This window comes from Veillonella infantium, assembly GCF_002959895.1.
Lineage (GTDB): Bacteria > Bacillota > Negativicutes > Veillonellales > Veillonellaceae > Veillonella > Veillonella infantium.
In genome coordinates, this window is the sequence record NZ_PPDD01000010.1 from 49,398 (window position 1) to 68,468 (window position 19,071).

Below are 19,071 nucleotides of genomic sequence, written 5' to 3' on the forward strand. Positions count from 1 at the left end.
ATTCTCCGTCTATAGTAGGAGTTTATATGAAACAAAATAGTAATCAAACTATAGAACGCTGGGGAATTCGTTATACCGGTATAGTTCAAGGGGTCGGATTCCGGCCCCTTGTTTCTATGTGGGCACATTCCCTAGGTTTAACAGGTTTTGTATATAATGATAGCCAAGGTGTTTACGTCGAGATACAAGGTTGTACTAGTGATTTGCAGTTATTTTTAGATGCGATTCAAGATGATCAACCTCGATTGTGCCGCATTACAAGTCAATGGGTACAACATCTTACTATACAAAACAATGAAGTTGAGTTCTCTGTGAAGCCCTCTCCATTAGGCGAAGAGGTTAGTACGTTTATTAGTGCTGATACAGCGCCATGTGATGACTGTCTTAAAGAACTAGAACGGGACAAGCGTAGGAAAGAATATCCTTTTATTAATTGCACAAATTGTGGTCCTCGGTATACGATTATTAAATCTCTACCTTATGATCGTGAGCGAACGACGATGGATGATTTTCCTATGTGTGAAGCTTGTAAGGCTGAATATGAGGATATAGAGGGGCGCCGTTATCGTGCTGAACCTAATGCCTGTTCTCTTTGTGGGCCGCATTATACTCTATATAAACCTAATCGTACGGTTGTAGATACAGTAAATGTATGGAATACGACCCGTGAATTAATCAACGAAGGTAGTATTATCGCTATAAAGGGTATTGGCGGCTATCATTTAGTTTGTGATGCTCGAAATGATGTAGCGGTCCAACGCTTACGTAAGCGTAAAAACAGACCACATAAACCACTAGCAATTATGGTAGGGGCTCTAGATACGGCAATCGAGCTAGTCCATCTTAGTGATGTAGAACTAGATATTTTGACTGGAATGGAACGTCCTATCGTATTATTAGAAAGAAATCACGATAGCTTAGTCCATTTGAGTGCCCATGTAGCGCCAGATAATCATATGCTTGGCGTAATGTTACCATATACACCGATGCATGAGGTACTATTACCATCAGATGCGGCGTGGGTCATGACGAGTGGCAATCGTAGTGGTGATCCCGTTTTATATGATGATAATCAAGCATTTGAAGAGTTAGGGTCAGTGGCTGATTATTTTTTGGTCCACAATCGGAAAATTTATGCACCTCTCGATGATTCTGTTGTAACTGTTATTCATAAGAAACCTCGATTTATTCGTCGCAGTCGTGGCTATGTACCAGAACCTATTCATTGTGAAATTTCAGGGCAAACTTCGATATTAGCCATGGGTAGTGATTTAAAAAATGCTTTCGCTGTGAATAAAGGTTCTGAAGTTCTTGTAGGACCACATATTGGTGATCTACAGAATGCATCCACTCATGCAACTTTGGAGTGGACTATTGACCGATATGAGAAATTATTTTCTATACAACCAGAGAAAATCATTGTAGATAGTCATCCTCAATTTTTCTCTTCTCACTTAGGGGAGCGTATTGGTAAAAGTTCTCAGATTTCTGTTATACCTGTCCAACATCATCATGCTCATATCGCATCAGTTATGGCAGAACACAATCTAGAAGGGCCTGTTCTTGGAATTGCCATGGATGGTACAGGATATGGTCCAGATGGAAGCGTATGGGGCGGTGAATTTCTCCTTTGTAAAGGCAATGAATATCAGCGATTAGCTCATATTCATGAAGCGCCGTTACCAGGTGGAGAAAAAGCGGTTTCTGAGCCATGGCGTCAAGCCTTATGGTATATCAGAAATTATTATGGTAATGATATTCCACCTATTTACCAAGATTGGATGAACAGGCTACCTAAAGGTTGGGAAATATTAGATAAAGCATTACAATCTACAATGCCTATGATTCAAGCAACGAGCTGTGGACGTTTATTTGATGCAGTAGGTTCTCTTTTAGGATTAGGAATGATTCATACCTATGATGCGCAAATTGCTATTGCATTAGAATCTTTATGTGGTGATGAAAAAGGCACATTGCTTGATTATAACTATGACGGGCGAATTCTTGATTTTACTCCAACTGTTCAATCTATTATGGATGGTGTTGTTAAAGGTGAATCTAGAGCTCATCTTGCAGTATCATTCCATAAAACCGTTGCCATTGCATTATGTGAAACTTCAGCCGATTTAATGGAGCGATATAATATTAGTGATGCGGCCATATCAGGCGGTGTATTTCAAAATCGCAAATTAGTAGAGTTAATATATCGCGCTTGGCATGTAGGCAATTTATATATGAATGAGGCTGTTCCTTCCAATGATGGGGGCTTAGCACTCGGCCAATTATGGATTGGTAATCAGAAATAGTTATATACTCTTGTAGCTAGTATCACTTAATAAATACTATAATTGTGATACAATAATATTAGAAATATTTATATATAATGAGTTTACTTATATAAAAGTAAACTTATAGAATTTGTTATTAAAGTAATATATAAGGAGATAATATGTGCTTAGCTGTACCCGCACAGTTAGTAGCTGTGAATGATGTTATTGGCACTGTAGAATTAACAGGTGCCACCCGTGACTGCAGCTTACTCCTCGTACCAGAAGCAAAGGTAGGGGACTGGTTGTTAGTCCATGCAGGTTTTGCTGTACAAATTGTTGATGAAGAAGAGGCACAAAAAACATTAGAGGCCTTTAAGGAGCTAGAAGAACTTGAAGAAGCTTACTTTGCAGGAAAAGCAGAACAGTGCTGATGCATTGTTAAAACGTATCAATGCTCTTCATAAGCCAGGGGAAACCGTGAGACTTATGGAGGTTTGTGGTACACATACTGTATCGATTTTCCGTGAAGGTCTTCGTCAGTTATTGCCAAGTGGCATTGAACTTGTTAGTGGACCAGGATGTCCTGTATGTGTAACGGATCAAACGTATATGGATAAGGCTTTGGCTTATGCTGAACGTGATGATGTTATTATTGCAACCTTTGGGGATATGTTAAAGGTGCCAGGTAGTTATAGTAGTCTTAGTGAAGCTCAAACAAAGGGCGCACATATCCATGTAATTTATACCCCTTTAGAGGTAGTAGAACTTAGTAAGAAATATCCGGAAAAGAAAATCGTATTTTTAGCCATAGGTTTTGAAACGACTATTGCCGTTATTTGTGCAACTGTAAAAGCAGTTCATGCAGCAGGCTTGAAGAACGTTTTCTTCCTTGTATCTCATAAATTAGTGCCTCCTGCATTGCGCGCTTTATTAGATAAACAAGAAGGTCATATTGATGGTTTTATTTTGCCGGGGCATGTGAGTGTTATTATCGGAGAAGAACCATATCAATTCTTACCTGAAGAATATCACATACCATCATGTATTGCTGGTTTTGATGGACTTGAAGTTTTGTCTGCTATAGCAAATATTTTAGAACAACGAAAAACAAGTAATTTTATAGTAGGAAATACATATCATTCTGTAGTTATGCAGAAGGGTAATCCTGTAGCCCAAGCGATGATCAAAGAGGTATATGATGTATGTGATGATGCGTGGCGTGGTATAGGTGTCATTCCAAATTCTGGTTTAAGATTAAAGGACGAATATGCAGCCTATGATGTAGAACGTGCATTACCTATCCATCTTGAACGACCTTCTCTTGATCCGAAGGGCTGTCAATGTGGCCGTGTATTGCAAGGTCTTATTAAGCCGAGTGAATGTCCATTATTTGGTAAAAGTTGTACTGCTGACCATCCAGTTGGTGCCTGCATGGTATCTGTAGAAGGTAGTTGTGCTGCATGGTATAAATATGGTTATTCCAGTGGTGGATCGACGTGGGAGGATTAATATGGAGCGAGTTCGCTTAGTCCATGGAAACGGTGGTCGATTTAGTCATGAGTTGACCGAGCGTTTTATTTTGAAATATTTTACAAATGATTTATTAGCTCCTTTACACGATGGTGCTCAATTTCCCGTTACAGAAGGACGTATGGCGTTCTCTACAGATTCATATGTAGTACAACCAGCGTTTTTCCCTGGCGGAAATATTGGTAAATTAGCTGTATGTGGTACAGTGAATGATTTAGCTATGAATGGTGCTATTCCACAATACTTGAGTTGTGGGCTCATTTTAGAAGAAGGCCTTGCCTTTAATGAGTTAGATGAAATCCTTCATACCATGTCAGATATGGCCAAAGCTGCAAATGTACAAATTGTTACAGGAGACACTAAGGTTGTTAAAAAGGGGGAGGTAGATAAAATCTACATAAATACAGCGGGGATTGGCATGATTCCAGAGGGGATTGATATTGGTCCACATCGCGTAAAACCGGGTATGGATGTTATCTTATCTGGTGCTATAGGGGATCATTCTATTGCTGTTATGGGACAACGGTTTGGATTAGACCTATCCGATTCTTTGAAAACTGACTGTGCCCCTTTAAATAACATGGTTCATGCTGTACTTGATAAAGTGGGGCCTCAAGTGGCTCTATTGCGAGATCCTACACGTGGTGGTTTAGGTACTGTTTTAAAAGAAATTGCAGATCAAAGTCAAGTTGGTATTAAGGTAGACGAAGCAGCTATACCGGTTCACGCTGAAGTGCAATCTGTATGTGATATTTTAGGGTATGATCCATTATATTTAGCCAATGAAGGTAAGGTAGTGCTTGTGGTAGACCCATCGGTTACTGATGAAGTTTTATCTATTCTTCGTGGCTTTGAAGAAGGTAAAGAAGCTGTATTAATCGGTAAAACATTAGATAAAAATATTGGCAAGGTTGGATTGCAAACCGCAATTGGTGGTGTCCGTTTAATTGATTTGTTAGGTGAAGATCAAGTCCCTCGTATCTGCTAATTATATAGACTAAGATTATTTTACATTTAGCTGATTTTATATGTATAAAAAGAATTTTTGTACTTATAGATTGTGAAGAATAGTAGATATTGACAATAATCTCTTAGGATAGTAGCATTAAATTAAGTTGTGTAAAATTCATTGATTGTTCATCGGACTTTTATACAATACTAGTATCTTTATGTGTAAGTTCTTATACTTTCACTAGAATCTATGTATAGAATTTGTTAAAATATAAGTATCTATAGGAGGCTTATTATGAAAAAGAAGATTATTACAGCTGTTCTAGGGATTTGTTTAACTACAACTGCATTTGGTGGCATCTTGACTACTCAAGCTGGCGGCCTTAGCAGTATTCTTGGTGGTGCAGCTAAAATTGGTGGTATCGGTATTGTTATCAATAAATTCGGTCCTCAAATTGACTCTTTCTTAAATAAATTATTGAAACAAAATAACTTAAGCACAGAGTATACAACTAAAGTTGTACCTATCATCAGTATTGGTACAAAAGGTTATATTGGTGCTGCTCAAGTAACTGGTCCAGCATCTAGCATTGAACAAGTTAAAGCGGTTGCTCAAGTTGAAGGTAGCTTTAACGGCATGGTTCGTGTAAAAGGTTTAGTACCAGTTGATAGCACAAACCCAGTTGGTGCATCTCGTGTTCAAGGCGTAGGTGTATCTGCGATTATCGATTTGAAAATTTAATGGCCACTGAGCATATAAAATAGTAGACTCAGGGAATAAGCACGGTCTTAGGCCCGTGCTTATTCTGTTGTATAACAGTTATACATTAGATACGTTGTGGAGGAATTTATGAAGAAGCAAGTACTTACACTTTTAATGGCATCCTTGATTTCAGGCACTGCATTTGCTGCTCCTGGTACAGTTACAGAAAAAACAAATGTTTTAGAAACTACTGTATATGGCGCTGTACAAGATGGTGCTGTAGTGGACCGCATTAATCAACTTGATGAAACCGTGTATGGTACTGGTTTCAATGGCAATTCTGCTACATTGAGCAAACGTGTCGATTCTCTTTATAACTCCGTAGAAGGTAGCGGTACAAATATTTCTTTGCGCGAAGAAATGGATGCACTTGAATATACATATCAAAATAGCATTAATGCAGGTTCTCTTGTTGATCGTGTAGAAAAGATGGAACGTAGCGTTAATGGTCGTATTGGTAGTGGCTCTTTACAAAAACGTATCATTTCTTTAAAAACAAAAGTATATGGTAGCAATGTAACGCTCACAAATCAAGTGGGTACATTAGCTGGTAACCAAGTTTTCAAAGTTACATTGAATGATGCTGTTTCTTCAAAAACTAGCCATGAAGGCGATACTGTTGCTTTCACAGTAGCTGAAAATGTTATGGATGGCAATGTGTTATTAGTTCCTGCAGGTACAGTAGGTTCTGGTACAATTACTTCTTTGAAAAAGGCGCGTTCCTTTGGTCGTAATGGTGCATTAGATATTACATTCGATACTATTCCTGCTATCGATGGTACAGAATTCACTGCTGTACAAGGTAAAGAAGCTAAAGACAAAACTCGTAATGAAGTTAAAGCTGCAGGTGCATCCGTAGCTGGTGCTGTTTTACTTGGACCAGTAGGTTTAGTAGGTGGCGCTTTTGTTAAGGGTAAAAATATTGAGTACCCTGCTGGTGCAACAATTTATGTACAACCTCAAGATTCTGTAACAATTCAAGGTCTTGTAATTGGTGGTGACGGTTTAGCTCATAGTGATGATGAATTGGCTGAAGCTGTAACTGTACCGAATGCAGCAGATGAATCTGAAGAAGTTGTAGATACTAATGAAGCGGCTGTTGATGAAAATGAAACAACAACAGAGGAACCAGCAGCAGTAGAAGAACAAGAAGAACAAGTAGAAAATGTTTCTCAACCTATCGTGGTTGTAAAGCGTAATCAATAATTAACAAATTCTTAAAGCAAGAGGAGTTCTAGTAACCATGAGGAAACGTAAAGTACAATGGCTGGCAGCGGCATGTGTTTTCTGTTTAGCACAACCAGTATGGGCTGCTACAGAGTCAACCACGGTATATCAAGATCAATTGGATAGCGTTGATCAATCCTATCTTGGAGAAATTTCCAAAGCATCTACACCTGACAATAGTAATATCCGTGTTGTACGTCGTGGTGAAAAGGCAAAGTCTAATCAACCTACAGAACAATTGCCGACTCGTATTGATGCAGATAAAATGTCCTATATAGGGTCCACTGGTGATGTATATGCACAAGGTGATGTAGTAGTGACTCAAGGTAATCAAACCTTGATGTCTCCGCGTATAGAAGGTAACACGAAAACTACAGAATATCGTACTGTTGGTGGATATCGCTTTTTAGAAAATGGCGGTAAAACTAAGGATATTACAGGTCAAAATATGACATATCGTACTAGTGATCATCATTTTACAGCTGATCAAGCTTTTGGTTGGAATGACCCTTACTATGTAAAAGGGCAAAATGCTACATTTGATGGTGAAACTGGTCATATGGAAAAAGGCATGGTTACCACAAAACATGCGATGGCTTTTAAACATACACCTGACTATCGTGTAGAAGGTCAAGATATCAAGGTATATCCTGGCGATAAAGTAGTTATCAAAAAACCATCCTTCTATATTAAAAACTTCAAGGTTTTATCTTTGCCTTCTTATACAGCATCCCTTCGTCATGATAAAGAGGGTAAATTTAGTATTTTCTCCTTGGTTCCAAAACCTACATATAGTAGTGATGATGGATTTGGCTTGCATGGTAGTACTGATTATCCAATCGGTAAGCATGGTGAAGCCTATATTGATTACCGTTGGTATTCAAAGTCTGGATTTAAACCAAAAGTAGGCTATAGACATTATTTGCCTTGGGCTACTGCATCCATAGGTTACAGTAAAGAATCTAATGAGTATAACGATGAAACTGTATGGGTAGAAAAGATTGGTGAAGCTCGTTTAGATACTCATACATATCATGTTGGTAAATCTCCTGTTACTGTACGTGGTGGTGTAAATGCGGGCTATTGGAAAGAGGGTTCTGTAAAAGGTTCTCATACAGAGTATTATACAGAAGTATCCCATGATCCAATTAAGCTTTGGAAAAATGCAGATTTACGTTTCTTAGGTGGTTATCAACGTGACTACTATGGTTACAATGACTCCATTCGTAGCATGCCTTATTGGGGTGCTCGTTTCCGCTCTAAAGTGGGAGATCGTGCTAATGTATGGGTTAGTTATAATCAACGTAATATTTCTTATAATAACTCTCCATATCGATTCGATACGACAGAGCTTCCTAAGGAGCTCATTTATGGTGGTTCTTATAAATTAACTCGCTTGGATGATGTTTCTGTCAGTGTGAAAACAAATATGATGAGTGGTCAAATTGACTCTGTATATTATACATGGCATCGTGACTTACACTCCTTTGATCTATACTTAACTTATAAGGATGCACATAGAAGCAACAATGATCAATGGAAAATCAAATTTGTTGGCAAAGACTTTTAATTAGGAGATAATTATGCAACGTATTAGAAAGGCCGTTATTCCAGCAGCTGGCTTTGGTACACGGTTCTTACCAGCTACTAAAGCACAACCAAAGGAAATGCTTCCTATTGTAGATACACCAGCTATTCAATATATTGTAAAAGAAGCATTAGATTCTGGTATTGAAGAAATCCTAATCATTACAGGTCGTAATAAACGTGCTATTGAAGACCATTTCGATAGCAGTGTTGAATTAGAATTACTGTTACAAAGCCAAGGTAAAAATAAACAGTTGGCTATGATTAAGGATTTAGCAGATATTAAGGTTCACTTTATCCGCCAAAAGGCACCACGTGGTCTTGGTGATGCTGTACTATGTGCTAAAGCTTTTATTGGTGATGAACCATTTGCTGTGTTGCTTGGTGATGATATTGTATATAATCCTGAAAATCCATGCTTAAAACAGTTGATTGAGTGTTATGACGAACATCCTGGTATTATTCTAGGGGCTCAATTTGTACCGGAAGATAAAGTTAGCTCTTATGGTATCGTATCTGGTGAAGAATTGGCTGATAATTTATATCGCGTTCATAACTTGGTTGAAAAACCAAAAAAAGAAGATGCTCCATCTAGACTTGCTGTATTAGGTCGTTATATTTTAACGCCAGATATTTTCAATATTTTGGAAAATACAAAACCAGGCGTAGGTAATGAGGTTCAATTGACTGATGCGTTAGCAGCATCTAAAACTGACACGTATGCATTGGCCTATGAAGGCATTCGTTACGATACAGGTGATAAACTAGGTTACTTGAAAGCTACTGTTGAGTATGCATTGCGCAATGAAGAATTAGGTGAAAACTTCAAGGCATACTTAAAAGAGCTAGATCTTAAATAACAAATCTATAAGATTTAACCTTATGAAAGAACCTATGATATATCATAGGTTCTTTTCTTTTGGTAGTACATTTAGCTAATATAGATATATTATTTTATATTTGTTAACAAATGGATAATGACTTTTGTTGACGAATGAAAAGATGTTGATTATAATCAATTTATTGAATAAATAAAGGACTGTGATTATATGAGAACATTATTTAAAGCATTATGTAATAATGACTTAGATCTACCAGGACATAGTGTTATTAAGCATATGCATTATGATGCTTCAGGAAGTGATCAATCTATCTGTGGTATTTTATATCAAATCGCTAAAATTACTACTATCGGCATTATGGACAAATCCGGATTCTTGATGGTTGATTTACGGCCCGTGCCGAAACAATTTAACATTCGTACTACAATATATCAAGAGGAAATTAGTGGCGCTATATCGTTCTCTAAGAATGATATAGTACAATTCGTAAATGATATTAATGATACGAATCCAATTCATCGAGAGGACCCTTACGTTGTACCTGGGTGCATGATTCTTGAAACATTGTGGAATTATTGGAATATTAGTAAATCTGCGCTGCAAATGGCGATTTACTTTCATGCCCCTGTCATTGCAGAGGATATGGTGACCTTAGTGGAAGTTCCTGAGGATGCTCATGTAGAAGGATATGTAGGTGACACATTAGCATTTTCTGCTACTTTTTTTGGTGAAAATGAAGATTCTACATCTTTGAAACAAAAATTTATTAGTTAGAGGTAATTATGGAAGCAAGACGTTTAACAAAAATGGCTTTATTGACAGCCTTATTATGTATTTCAGCTTATATTTCGTTCCCATTGCCATTTAGTCCGGCAATGGTAACCGCATTGACTTTGGTGGCGACATTAACAGGCTTATTATTGCAACCAAAGGATGCTTTTATAGTATTTGTCGTGTATGTTCTGCTAGGCGCCGTTGGTCTACCTGTATTCGTTGGTGGCACAGCTGGTCTTGGTAAATTATTGGGACCTACGGGGGGATTTATTTTCTCTTGGCCAATAGCATATACTTTACTAAGTGTATTTAAAGGGCCTAAAAAGAGCTTTTTCTCTTATGCATGGCGCTCTCTTGTAATTACAATTCCTGTAGTATACCTATTTGGTGTGGCAGGCTTTATGATTGTTACCAAAACAGAACTTTGGGCGGCGTTGCCTGTAGTTATGTTCCCATTTATTCCTGGGGATATCGTAAAATGTCTCGTTGCATCCTGGCTAGCAACTAAAATTAAAATTTAGCATGTAATAATGAAAAGAGGCATTCCTTAGAGTGCCTCTTTTGTGCATTTTGTTATAGGAGCTTATATGTCAGTATATATTCATGGTGGGCTTAGAAGCCCTATAGGCGTGTTAAACAGCCAATATAAAAATACAAGACCTGAGATATTGGGTGCACAATTGATTAATGAATTAATTAAAGGATATAAAATTAACTCTGTAGATGGTATTTTTTGTGGTAATGCAGTTGGTACAGGTGGAAATATTGGACGATTAATGGGTTTAATGTCTAATTTATCGGTATCGACGCCTGCTGTAACAATTGATATGCAATGCGTTTCAGCATTGATGAGTATTGAAATGGCTTATACACATATTGCGTCAGGAGTGATGAATTCTGCTATTGCTGGTGGCATTGAAAGCTCTTCATTACAACCAGACCGAATCTATGCAACTGGAGATAATCGAGACGGTTTATATAAGGTGGCTCAATTTACTCCTCAAGATCGGTCTCCTTTAGCTATGTTAGAAGGGGCAGAAAGAACCATCCATAAGCACAATATAACTAAGGAAGAGTTATATCCATATATTATTGGAAGTCATCAGAGAGCTACTAAAGCTTTAGACAATTCATTTTTGCAATCTTATATAATGCCTTTTTCTATAGATGGAAAAGAGTGTGTAGACGAATGTATTAGGCCAAAGATGAATGAAAAACTTTTATCTAGGATGAAACCATTATTAGGTAAGGACTCTATTACAAATGCTGGCAATGCTTGTTTAACTCATGATGGTGCTGCTTTTGTATACATATCTAATGAAAAAGGGCCATTTAGAATTCATAGTATCATGCCTTGGGCTGGAAATCCTCAGTTTAGTCCAGAAGGTGCTCTTGAAAGTACTAAAGCTATTTTAAAACAGACAGATTTGACCATGGATGATATGGACGTGGTGGAATGGAATGAAGCCTTCGCCATTATTGATGCTCTCTTTGAGAAGTCCTACCCTGATCATATGGGAAAATATAATATGCTTGGTGGTGCATTAGCCTATGGGCATCCTTATGGTTGCTCTGGGGCTATTTTAGCTCTTCATTGCATGGCTGCCTTAGAATCCTGTAATGGTCGATACGGTTTGTGTGCTATTGCCGGCGCAGGCGGTACAGGAACTGCTTTAATTATGGAACGAATGTAAAATGACAATTATTGAACGTTTACGACAATATAAAGAATTAGATCCTCACAAGATTGCTCTAATTATAGATGATAAAAAGTATACATATGCTGATTTGTATGATGCTATTTTATCCATAGATATTAATGATACTAGTCGTATAGTAAATGTTGCTCAAACTAAAGAATCACCGAAATATATAGTTGCTTTAATTCAGAGTCAATCATTCGTGGAACAACTTGTACAGTGGTTGGGGGTATTGTATACAGGTTATATTCCTATGGTATGCCATAACGAGATGGATACAGAGTATGTAGAGGAATTGGCTCGTATTATAGCATATAAAGGGGTAGCGCCTTTAGCTGATTTTGGTGTACTTACCTCTGGAACTACTGGGCGTCCAAAACCTTTATGGCGTAGTGAGAGCTCGTGGAGAGAGTTCTTTGATATCCAAAATGATATTTTTCATATAAACAAAGATACAAAAATATTCTTACATGGTAGCTTTAGCTTCACTGGTGTTAGTAATATGGTTGTCGGTGTGCTGTGGGCTGGTGGAACAGTGATTACAACGAGTACGTTACGTCCAAATCGATGGATACAGCTGATTAAGAAATATCATGTGGACCATATATATGCATTACCAACAAAATTACGATTACTAGTACGTCATTGCAAAAGTAAACTAGACTCTATTAACTATATCATCGCAGGATCGCAAGTATTGGATCGACAGTTGATGAAACAGCTAGAACTAATATGTCCGAACATGGAGTTTATTCTCTATTATGGTGCATCTGAGCTTAACTATATAACATATTGTACAGGTAAAGAGTGGTTAGACAGAGAAGGTACTGTGGGAAGGCCGTTCCCATCTGTCAGAATTGCAGAGCAGAACGGCGTTATTTATGTGACCACAAAGTATCATATTGAAGGCATTCCCGATACATATACTGTAAATGATTGCGGATATATTGATAGTGATGGGTATCTCATGTTTAATGGGCGCCAAGGTGATGTCATCAATAAAGGAGGATATAAAATTTCTATTCCTGAAATGGAATCGTATTTACAATCCTTACAGGGCGTTTCTGAAGTCGCAGTTATTACGATTAATGATGATATACGTGGGGAAGACTTTGTTGCTTATATGGTATTAGAGGATAATGTTGAATTAAGTAAAATTATTGAACGTATTCATCACGAAAGACCTTCAATTGAATGGCCAAAAGCAGTTCTAGAAATTCCTATGTTACCTCTTACAGAATGCTCAAAAGTTGATAAACAAAAGCTAAAAGAGTGGTATAATAAAGGGTAATCGTTTTTTCTATAAAAAGGAGGCATCATGCAGATTAATAAGGCTGCGCTAGAGATTTTTGACTTTACGTCCTCTTTAGCCGTATATTCTGAACATGAACTAAAGGTTGGCGATCAAGCTATACAAGATTATATTGCAAATCATGTAGCTAAGGCTTTCAAAGACCCAGGAGCTAGAACAGGTACCTTACATGATGCAAGTCCATTTGGTAAACAGCTAGTGGAATATAAAAATGGAAACCTCAAGTTTATAGATTTATCTAAGAACTTAGGTGAAAGCTTGTTTACCTATATGAAGCAAGCAACGGATTCCGTTGTTATTGATACGATTATCTGTGAAACTATTACAGATGCATCTTATATTTGTATTCTTTTGTGCCAAGCGCATGATGCTTTTACACATCAACTATTTAGTGAGGATGATGGCAGTTTAGCCACAGAACTTGTTTCTCATAAGGCTGTGTTGCCGATGCCATCACAGAAATTACGAGCTTTTGCATCAATTAATTTACATGATTTTAGTGTTCGTATTTTTGAACCGAAAGGTGAGTTTGACGGTGAAGTATCCTATATCTTAGCCGATAAGGTATTACAATTAGGTACTAATCAATCCTCCCGAGATACAGTGAAAAAGGTAAAAGCTATTGTAGACAAGGTAGCTCAAGCACACGAGTCGGATGGTGTTGTTGAATTGACGACGGCAAAGTCTATGATTGCTAAAAATGCTGAAGTATCTGATACAGTAGATCCTGTTCGTATTGTGGAAGAGGTATTTAAGGCGAATCCCATTCAACAAGAGGCGGCTAAGAAAGAATTAGCTGATGCAGATATGATGCGGCCATTACCGGTGAACCGTGAGTTTGCTACAAAGGTTGGAGAACATCACAAGATTAAAACAGATACGGGCATTGAAATCTCTTTCCCTGTGGAATATATGAAAAATCGCGAATTCATTGAAATTAAAACTAATGATGATGGAACTTTACGCATTGAATTGAAAAATATTAATAAAATTGTAAATAAATAAGAATAAGGCTATTTCTATTGATATATAGAAATTTATTATATATTGATAAGATTTATTTGTTACGCTAATATATAAGGTGGAATATAGTGAGTAAAGAGAAACATAAAAAAACAAATGCATTACGTATTTTAGACACCCATAAGGTTCCTTATAGTATTAGTGAATATGAGTGGTCTGAAGAGCGGGCAGCTGGTCTTCATGTAGTGGACGCATTAGGGCTTGATGAAAAACAAGTTTTTAAAACATTAGTTGGTAAGGGTGACAAAACAGGATATGTAGTATTTTGCATTCCTGTTGCAGCTGAATTAGATATGAAACAAGCTGCTCGTGTCAGTCATAATAAGTCTGTAGAGCTTGTTCATGTCAAGGACCTGCTAGGTATTACTGGCTATCTACGAGGAGGATGTTCTCCAGTGGGAATGAAAAAATTATTTCCCACATATTTTGATGCTACTATGGAGCCTCAAGATTTTGTATATGTAAGTGCTGGTCTCCGAGGGATGCAAATGAAGGTAAATCCAAAAGATTTGGCATCTGTTGTAAATGCTGAATTTATAGCACTTACAATGGATCATTAAGAGGTACGTATGGCAAAGAAGTATTATGCAGTTCGTCAGGGTCGTGTACCAGGTGTATATACCACATGGGCTGACTGTGAGAAACAGGTAAAAGGCTTTGGTGGGGCTATCTACAAGTCTTTTCTTACGGAAGCAGAAGCTCGTGCCTTTGTAGAAGATTCAGGTTTATCCTTAAGTGCTTTTATGAGCGCTCATAAGAGTGAATCAAAATCTTTGCAAGGGATGAAGAAGATAACTACAAAGGTTAGTTCTGGCATTCAAAATAAGGTGTCCTCAGGTGAGGCAAAACTAGATTTTACTCACCGAAATCATGTAGTTGCTTATATTGATGGTAGTTATAATAAAGGGACTAATACTGTTGGCGCAGGTGGCGTTATCTTCTTGAATGGGAATAGGGAGACCTTTTCATTTCCATCTACGGATGAACGATATACATCATTTTGGAATGTAGCTGGTGAGCTATTAGCTGCTATGTATGTTATGAAATATGCTGTTGATCGCGGCGTTTCTGAATGTTCACTTTATTATGACTATATGGGCATTGAAATGTGGGCTACGAAGGGCTGGAAAAGAAATAATGCGCTTACTCAACAGTACGCAGCATTTTATGACTCTATAAAAGACCGTGTGCGCGTACACTTTCACAAGGTAGCTGCTCATACAGGCGATACATATAATGAAATGGCCGATGCACTAGCTAAACAAGGTGCAGGTATTTAGAAAAAAGAAGGGAGGGTACTATGAATATATGTGTTACAGGTGGGGCTGGATTTATTGGCTCTCATCTCGTTGATCGATTAATTGAATTAGGGCACAATGTGCTTGTTATAGATAATTTATCTACTGGTATGCGTTCTTTTGTACATGAAGCAGCTCAATTTATTGAGATGGATGTACGAGATCCAAAGCTAGTATCTATTTTTGAAGAGTTTAAGCCCTCTATTGTATTCCATGAGGCAGCGCAAACTATGGTTCAATCCTCTATGGAGAATCCTAGTTATGACTGTGATGTGAATCTATTGGGGCTTATTAATGTTTTAGATGCATGTCGTCAGGTGAAAGTTGAACAATTCTTAATGCCTTCGTCCGCTGCTGTTTATGGGGATTTAGCAGTATTGCCATTAACTGAGGAATTAAGTGGGATGCCTTCTTCCTTTTACGGACTAACAAAGCTTACTGCAGAAGGTTATTTACGTATTTATCGTGAAGCCTTTGGATTAAATACAGTGTGCTTTAGATATGCCAATGTATATGGACCACGTCAAGGTGATGGTGGTGAAGGTGGCGTTATCAGTGTCTTTAACCGTTTGATCGTTGAAGGTCAGCCTTTAACCGTATACGGTGATGGGGAACAAACTAGAGACTTCATTTATGTAGATGATGTGGTAGATGCTAATATTAAGGCTATGAGGAATAGTCAATGTACAGGTATTTATAATGTATCTACCAATAAGGGAACATCTGTTAATGAGTTGATTACGCGATTCCGTGCTATTAGTGGTGCAGACTTTATGGTGCACTATGAGGCTGAGCGGGTTGGGGATATCAAGCATTCTCGTTTAAGCAATGTCAAGGCGGAACGCGATTTTGGATTTGTAGCGTCCACAACATTAGATGAAGGCTTACAAAAAACATTAGAGTATTTTAAAGCTCATCATAAGTAAGGGATACAAGGTTTGGGGATATGAGTGATACACAATTTTGGGTAACTGTAGGTGTCTGGAATCTTATCGTATTTAGTATGTATGGATATGATAAATTATGTGCCATCAAGGGATATGGACGAATTTCAGAGTTTACTTTATTATTTTTAGCATTTGCCTTTGGTGGTGTAGGTGCTTTATTAGGCATGGTTCTGTGGCGCCATAAGATATTAAAGGTTAAATTTAAGCTGGCTATCCCTATCGCATTGTTGTGGTCTGTTTATGCAGTGGGTTTTGGCTATGGTTTGTGGGTGAAATGATTGTATAAACTAATATTTTATTCATTGTTTTATGGTATAATGAGTAGAATATTGTACATAAAATGTCAGTAAAGGAGATATTTGATGTTGCGGTTACAATCGGGGTTCGAGTTAGATTACGCTAACATATATAATGAAAGTTGCATACAAGAACGAGACGTAAATAACTTTGAGCGTGCTATACAAAATGTTTGGCGTCATACAAATATTTTGCGTTCTACAGGCTTTGAAGAAGGACATGTTTCTAAGGATGGCTTGCCTGAACCGGTATTGTTTTACCAACTTCCTTATATTTCAGAAGATGGTATCAATACACCTGCAATGTTGAAACGACTTTATGAACTGCGGGACTATGCTCGCCATAATATTGACACAGTTGTATCTGTAGGTATTGGTGGCTCTTACTTGGGTAGTAAGGTTATTTTTGATGTCCAATGTGGGGCGTTTTGGAATAATCTCAGTTCGGAAGAACGAAACGGATATCCACGGATGTATTTTGCAGGCTTTAATGTAGATGGTGATTATTTAGCTGGTCTTATTCGCACTTTAGAGTACCAAGCACAGACAAAAGGATCAGACTATAAGGTGATGCTCGTTATTACATCTAAGTCAGGTTCTACCATCGAGCCAATGGCTAACTTTATGATTTTGGAAAAAGCTTTACAAGATCGTAATATAAATTATGAAGTGGTAGCTGTTACCGATATGTCTGATGATGAACATCCTACAGTTTTACGCTCTATGGCAATAGAGAATCATTGGAAGACCTATAGTATTCCTTATGGTGTAGGTGGTCGTTTCTCTGTATTTACTGAAGTAGGTTTTGTTACAGCTGCTCTAGTAGGATTTGATATTGAAGGTTTCTTGGCAGGTGCAGCTTCAATGGATGCGGCCTGTCAAGAAGAGGATATTTTTAAAAATCCTGCTTTATTAAGTGCTTTACTAAAATATATTGCGTCTGAACGGTACGGTCGTATTATTGAGGTGTTTATGCCTTATGGTGAAGCTCTTCACTCCTTATCTGATTGGTATGTACAACTATTATCCGAATCTTTAGGGAAGATGAGTAATACTTGCTTACCATATGGTCGTACGCCGGTTGCTGCAGTAGGGACTATGGATATGCATGCTCAAGTACAAGAGCATCAAGAGGGTCGTCTTAATAAGGTGGTTCAATTTATTAAGGTTAAGGATTGGAAACATAATCTCGTAGTGCCTAATACACATAGTCAATATGAAAGATTACAAGCACTTGGAAATGTAGGTATTTGTGATATTTTAAATATTGCCTTAGATGCCAATAGAGAGGCCTTATCCAGTGATAATCGCTTCAACATGACTATAACTGTACCAACGCTTAATGCATTCCATTTAGGGGAAATTATGTTTATGCATTGTTGGGCGGTTTATTTCGAGTCTATTTTTGCTGGTGTTGATGCTTTTGACCAACCAGGTGTTGAGGTCTATAAACGTCTCATCGGGCCTAAATTAGCTCGTGCAAAGGATACACATAATTCATAAGGGGGAACTATGAATATTTTAGTAACAGGTGGTGCTGGTTATATTGGGAGTCATACTGTACGTGCCTTACAACAAGCAGGTTATACACCAATCATTGTAGATAATTTATCTCGCGGACATGTGGAATCTATTCCTGAAGGGGTTACATTCTACAATATGGATATTGCAGATCCTAAGTTAGTCGATATTATGAAAGACCATAACATCATTGGTGTTATGCATTTTGCAGCCCATTCTCAAGTTGGAGAATCAATGGTAAATCCAGCTATTTATTATGAAAATAATGTAGTTGGCTCCTATCACCTTATTGAATCTGCTCGTACTGCGGGTGTAAAACATTTTGTGTTTTCTAGTACTGCTGCTGTATATGGCGAACCAGAGGTAGTGCCAATTCGTGAAGATGCTCAATTGCATCCTACAAATGTATATGGTCGTACTAAGTTAATGATTGAAGAAATGTTATCTGACTATAGTTCAATTTATGGTTCCACTTATGTTGCATTGCGTTACTTCAATGCTGCAGGTGCCGATCCATCTGGTACGATTGGGGAAGACCATCATCCAGAGACTCATTTGATTCCACTTGTGCTCGATGCAGCTCGTGGTAAAAGAGAACATATAACTGTATTTGGCACTGACTATGATACAGCTGATGGTACATGTGTGCGCGACTATATTCATGTTAATGATTTGGCAACTGCTCACGTATTAGCTATGGACTATTTAAGTAAAGGTGGGGAATCCCAAGTATTTAATCTTGGTAGTGGAAATGGCTTCTCCGTAAAAGAAATCATTGAAACTGCAAAAGAAGTTACAGGCATCGATATTCCTGTTCAATATGGTGATCGTCGTGCAGGGGACCCTGGTACATTGATTGCTTCTTCTGAAAAGATTAAAAACTTACTTGGTTGGGACCCTAAATTTAGTAATGTAGCTGATGTTATTAAGGATGCTTGGAAATGGCATACATCTCATCCTGATGGTTTTAAAAGCAAATAAAACAAGAACAAATCCTTTTGATTTGTCAATATAATGAATGACTCTATTA

19 protein-coding genes are annotated in these 19,071 nt (G+C 37.7%); all 19 read left to right on the top strand.

Features of this window, described 5'->3' with window-relative positions; translation table 11 throughout:
* Positions 1-26: 26 nt before the first annotated feature.
* Positions 27-2,306: a carbamoyltransferase HypF gene (gene hypF, locus VCHSUH03_RS06395; RefSeq protein WP_105094431.1), complete on the top strand. Its 2,280-nt coding sequence runs from the start codon at positions 27-29 to the stop codon at positions 2,304-2,306.
* Positions 2,307-2,449: 143 nt separating this feature from the next.
* Entirely contained in the window at positions 2,450-2,701 is a 252-nt protein-coding gene (locus VCHSUH03_RS06400; protein ID WP_005387071.1) for a HypC/HybG/HupF family hydrogenase formation chaperone, read from the top strand.
* A complete protein-coding gene (gene hypD / locus VCHSUH03_RS06405) occupies positions 2,661-3,779 on the top strand; it encodes a hydrogenase formation protein HypD (RefSeq protein WP_105094432.1) in 1,119 nt (372 codons plus the stop codon). The genes VCHSUH03_RS06400 and hypD overlap by 41 nt, the downstream gene beginning before the upstream one ends.
* 1 nt (position 3,780) lies before the next feature.
* A complete protein-coding gene (hypE, locus tag VCHSUH03_RS06410; RefSeq protein ID WP_105094433.1) occupies positions 3,781-4,788 on the top strand; it encodes a hydrogenase expression/formation protein HypE in 1,008 nt (335 codons plus the stop codon).
* 258 nt (positions 4,789-5,046) lie between these two features.
* The gene (locus VCHSUH03_RS06415) at positions 5,047-5,493 is read left to right on the top strand and encodes a hypothetical protein (RefSeq protein ID WP_005387067.1); all 447 of its coding nucleotides are present in this window, start codon (positions 5,047-5,049) and stop codon (positions 5,491-5,493) included.
* A gap of 108 nt (positions 5,494-5,601) precedes the next feature.
* A complete protein-coding gene (locus VCHSUH03_RS06420; RefSeq protein ID WP_105085398.1) occupies positions 5,602-6,720 on the top strand; it encodes a hypothetical protein in 1,119 nt (372 codons plus the stop codon).
* A gap of 37 nt (positions 6,721-6,757) precedes the next feature.
* Complete coding sequence (locus VCHSUH03_RS06425; RefSeq protein ID WP_105094434.1) at positions 6,758-8,311, top strand: LptA/OstA family protein; 1,554 nt, start codon at positions 6,758-6,760, stop codon at positions 8,309-8,311.
* Positions 8,312-8,324: 13 nt separating this feature from the next.
* Positions 8,325-9,188 (top strand): UTP--glucose-1-phosphate uridylyltransferase GalU, encoded by an 864-nt coding sequence (galU, locus tag VCHSUH03_RS06430; RefSeq protein ID WP_105094435.1) that lies wholly within the window; start codon positions 8,325-8,327, stop codon positions 9,186-9,188.
* A 189-nt stretch (positions 9,189-9,377) separates the two neighbouring features.
* Entirely contained in the window at positions 9,378-9,944 is a 567-nt protein-coding gene (locus tag VCHSUH03_RS06435) for a hypothetical protein (RefSeq protein ID WP_105094436.1), read from the top strand.
* A gap of 8 nt (positions 9,945-9,952) precedes the next feature.
* Positions 9,953-10,465, top strand: coding sequence for a biotin transporter BioY (locus VCHSUH03_RS06440; protein ID WP_105094437.1), 513 nt, complete (start codon positions 9,953-9,955; stop codon positions 10,463-10,465).
* A 66-nt stretch (positions 10,466-10,531) separates the two neighbouring features.
* Positions 10,532-11,638: a thiolase family protein gene (locus tag VCHSUH03_RS06445; protein WP_105094438.1), complete on the top strand. Its 1,107-nt coding sequence runs from the start codon at positions 10,532-10,534 to the stop codon at positions 11,636-11,638.
* 1 nt (position 11,639) lies between these two features.
* Positions 11,640-12,935, top strand: coding sequence for an AMP-binding protein (locus tag VCHSUH03_RS06450; RefSeq protein WP_105094439.1), 1,296 nt, complete (start codon positions 11,640-11,642; stop codon positions 12,933-12,935).
* A gap of 27 nt (positions 12,936-12,962) precedes the next feature.
* On the top strand, positions 12,963-13,961 hold the full coding sequence (locus VCHSUH03_RS06455) for a nucleoid-associated protein (protein ID WP_105094440.1): 999 nt from the start codon (positions 12,963-12,965) through the stop codon (positions 13,959-13,961).
* 86 nt (positions 13,962-14,047) lie between these two features.
* A complete protein-coding gene (gene ybaK, locus VCHSUH03_RS06460; protein WP_105094441.1) occupies positions 14,048-14,539 on the top strand; it encodes a Cys-tRNA(Pro) deacylase in 492 nt (163 codons plus the stop codon).
* 9 nt (positions 14,540-14,548) lie between these two features.
* Positions 14,549-15,259: a ribonuclease H1 domain-containing protein gene (locus tag VCHSUH03_RS06465; protein ID WP_105094442.1), complete on the top strand. Its 711-nt coding sequence runs from the start codon at positions 14,549-14,551 to the stop codon at positions 15,257-15,259.
* A gap of 20 nt (positions 15,260-15,279) precedes the next feature.
* Positions 15,280-16,203, top strand: coding sequence for an NAD-dependent epimerase/dehydratase family protein (locus VCHSUH03_RS06470; protein WP_105085408.1), 924 nt, complete (start codon positions 15,280-15,282; stop codon positions 16,201-16,203).
* Between the two features lie 20 nt (positions 16,204-16,223).
* On the top strand, positions 16,224-16,502 hold the full coding sequence (locus VCHSUH03_RS06475; RefSeq protein WP_105094443.1) for a DUF1294 domain-containing protein: 279 nt from the start codon (positions 16,224-16,226) through the stop codon (positions 16,500-16,502).
* An 84-nt stretch (positions 16,503-16,586) separates the two neighbouring features.
* Positions 16,587-18,023: a glucose-6-phosphate isomerase gene (locus VCHSUH03_RS06480; protein ID WP_105094444.1), complete on the top strand. Its 1,437-nt coding sequence runs from the start codon at positions 16,587-16,589 to the stop codon at positions 18,021-18,023.
* Positions 18,024-18,032: 9 nt separating this feature from the next.
* Positions 18,033-19,022 carry a UDP-glucose 4-epimerase GalE gene (galE, locus tag VCHSUH03_RS06485; protein ID WP_105094445.1) on the top strand — a complete coding sequence of 330 codons (990 nt, stop codon included), beginning with the start codon at positions 18,033-18,035 and terminating at the stop codon, positions 19,020-19,022.
* The last annotated feature ends 49 nt before the right edge of the window (positions 19,023-19,071 follow it).